At 36.1% G+C, this 2,307-nt stretch carries 2 protein-coding genes; both read left to right on the top strand.

The window, feature by feature from the left end:
* Nucleotides 1-295 precede the first annotated feature (295 nt).
* On the top strand, nt 296-1,579 hold the full coding sequence (locus tag E1171_RS02560; RefSeq protein ID WP_155203775.1) for an alginate export family protein: 1,284 nt from the start codon (nt 296-298) through the stop codon (nt 1,577-1,579).
* A gap of 253 nt (nt 1,580-1,832) precedes the next feature.
* On the top strand, nt 1,833-2,307 hold a 475-nt coding region (locus E1171_RS02565), incomplete at its 3' end, for a GAF domain-containing protein (RefSeq protein WP_155203777.1).

A 2,307-nucleotide genomic window follows, 5' to 3' on the forward strand; every position in this document is an offset into this window, starting at 1 on the left:
TAACTTGTTTAATTAATTTTTGGTCTATTTTAGTTATTATTACTATAAATATAATGCATTATATAGGTTTTGCTGTAATTGCTTAAAGTTAATAATCAGGGAAAATTTTACCTGTTCATGTGTCACGCTTAAATTATTTCAATGCATGCTTTTGATCTAATGGTATCAAGTAAGACAAAAAGTTTTTAAATATGAGAAAACTCATGTTTAAGGTTGATCCAGCTCATCGCGACAAAGACTCATGCCATGTACCTTTACCAAAAAATAATATTTTTTCAATTCAAGCCTATTTACTATGAAGCTTAATTACATCATACTCATTACAGGCCTAATTCTAGCAAGCACCAGCTACACTTGGGCCCAGGGGCAATTTACCCTTAGTGGAGAATTCAGGCCCAGAACGGAATATAACCATGGAACCAAAACTTTAATTCAGGAGGGACAAAAAGCAGGGCTATTTATAAGCCAGAGGAGTAGATTGAATTTACAGTATTTATCGGACCGTTATCAATTTAAATTAGTTTTACAGGATATTAGGACTTGGGGAAGTGTGCCTCAATTGAATACTACCGATGGTCTTACTTCTATACATGAGGCATGGGCTGACATTCGATTTAACCAGGCTTTTTCATTGAAGCTGGGTCGTCAGGAAATCATTTATGATGACCACAGGATTTTTGGAAATGTGGACTGGGCTCAACAAGCAAGAAGCCACGATGCGGCCTTATTGAAATACAAAAGTGGAGATAGCTTTCAGGCACATTTTGGATTGGCCTATAACCAGAATGGAATGGTATTGGTAAAAACTCCTTATGAGGTGCCGAATTCATATAAAGCTTTTCAGTATTTGTGGTTACATAAGGATTGGGAGCAGTTGAAGGCCAGTTTGCTGTTCTTAAATAATGGAAATGAGTTTGAAGATAAAATAGTGTACAGTCAAACCATTGGTACGGACATCAATTACAAAGCAGATAAATGGCTGACTCACGTTTCCTTCTACTATCAAGGAGGTAAGGATGCCCTTGATCAGGATCTGAATGCTTATATGGCCAATGCTAATTTGACTTACTTGATCAATCCAGCTTACTCTATTGGAGCAGGTTATGATTTGCTAAGTGGACAAGATCAAATCGTTTCTTCAGGAGAAGGCTCAATAAAAAATAAGGTCTTTACTCCTTTCTATGGTACCAACCATAAGTTTTACGGTTTTATGGATTACTTTTATGTAGGTAGCCCTCATGGAAATGTAGGATTACAAGATGCTTATATTAATTTGAAACATAAAAAAGATAAATTAGCTCTAGGAGCTGATATTCATTCCTTCTTTTCTCAAGCCTCTGTGGCTGATTTAGAAGATGCTTCTCAAGAATTGGATAAATTTATGGGGGTTGAGGTGGACCTTACTTTTGGATACCAGATAGCCAAAGATGTAAAACTTAATATAGGTTATTCCCAAATGTTCGGAGGGGAAACCCTGGAGGCTTTAAAAGGGGGTGATAGCAGTAAAACAAATAACTTTGCCTGGGCAATGTTGACGTTGAAACCTACTTTCTTTACTCAAAGTAAAAAGAAGGATTGATAGGCTGGTAAATTAGGTTGTTTTTATGTGATTAGCCTTTCCCTTCAAGACTAATAAATTGAAAATTGGAAGAAATCTAGCCCGGTTTAGGTAAAAGTTCTAAATCGGGCTTTTTAAACTTTTGGATTATTCTTTTCTATCCACAGATTTTTTAAACCTTTCTCTCCTTCTTCTAGCTAAAAATGACACGAAAATGAGTGTTTTTCAATCATTTAGGTGTTGAGGTAAGTAGGAAGGAGCAAGAACTTAACCAATGAAAAAGGCACCCATTCCAAAGAATGAAAAGGGAAGAATAAAAGCTTTAGAGGAATATTCCATTTTGAATTCTCTGCCTGAGCAGGATTATGATAATATTACCAAAATAGCTTCTCAAATATGCCAAACTCAGATTTCTCTGGTTAACCTAATTGGCTCAACAAAGGAATATGTTAAATCCAATTACGGCATAGAAAAAAAGGGAGGGCCTAGAGAGTATTCCTTTTGTGCACACGCTATCAATGAACCCAGTGAATTATTTATCATTCCAGATACTCGAAAGGATGAGCGATTTGTGGATAATCCTACTGTAATAAGTGATCCTGGCATAGTATTTTATGCTGGTGTTTCCCTTGTAAATCCTCAAGGTTATGCACTTGGCACTCTTTGCGTAATTGATCGTGCTCCTAAAATATTATCGGAGGAACAGATTGATTCCTTAAAAGCGCTTGCTAAACAGGTAGTAAATCTTT

The organism is Xanthovirga aplysinae, from assembly GCF_009711365.1.
In the GTDB taxonomy this organism is placed as follows: Bacteria; Bacteroidota; Bacteroidia; order Cytophagales; family Cyclobacteriaceae; genus Xanthovirga; species Xanthovirga aplysinae.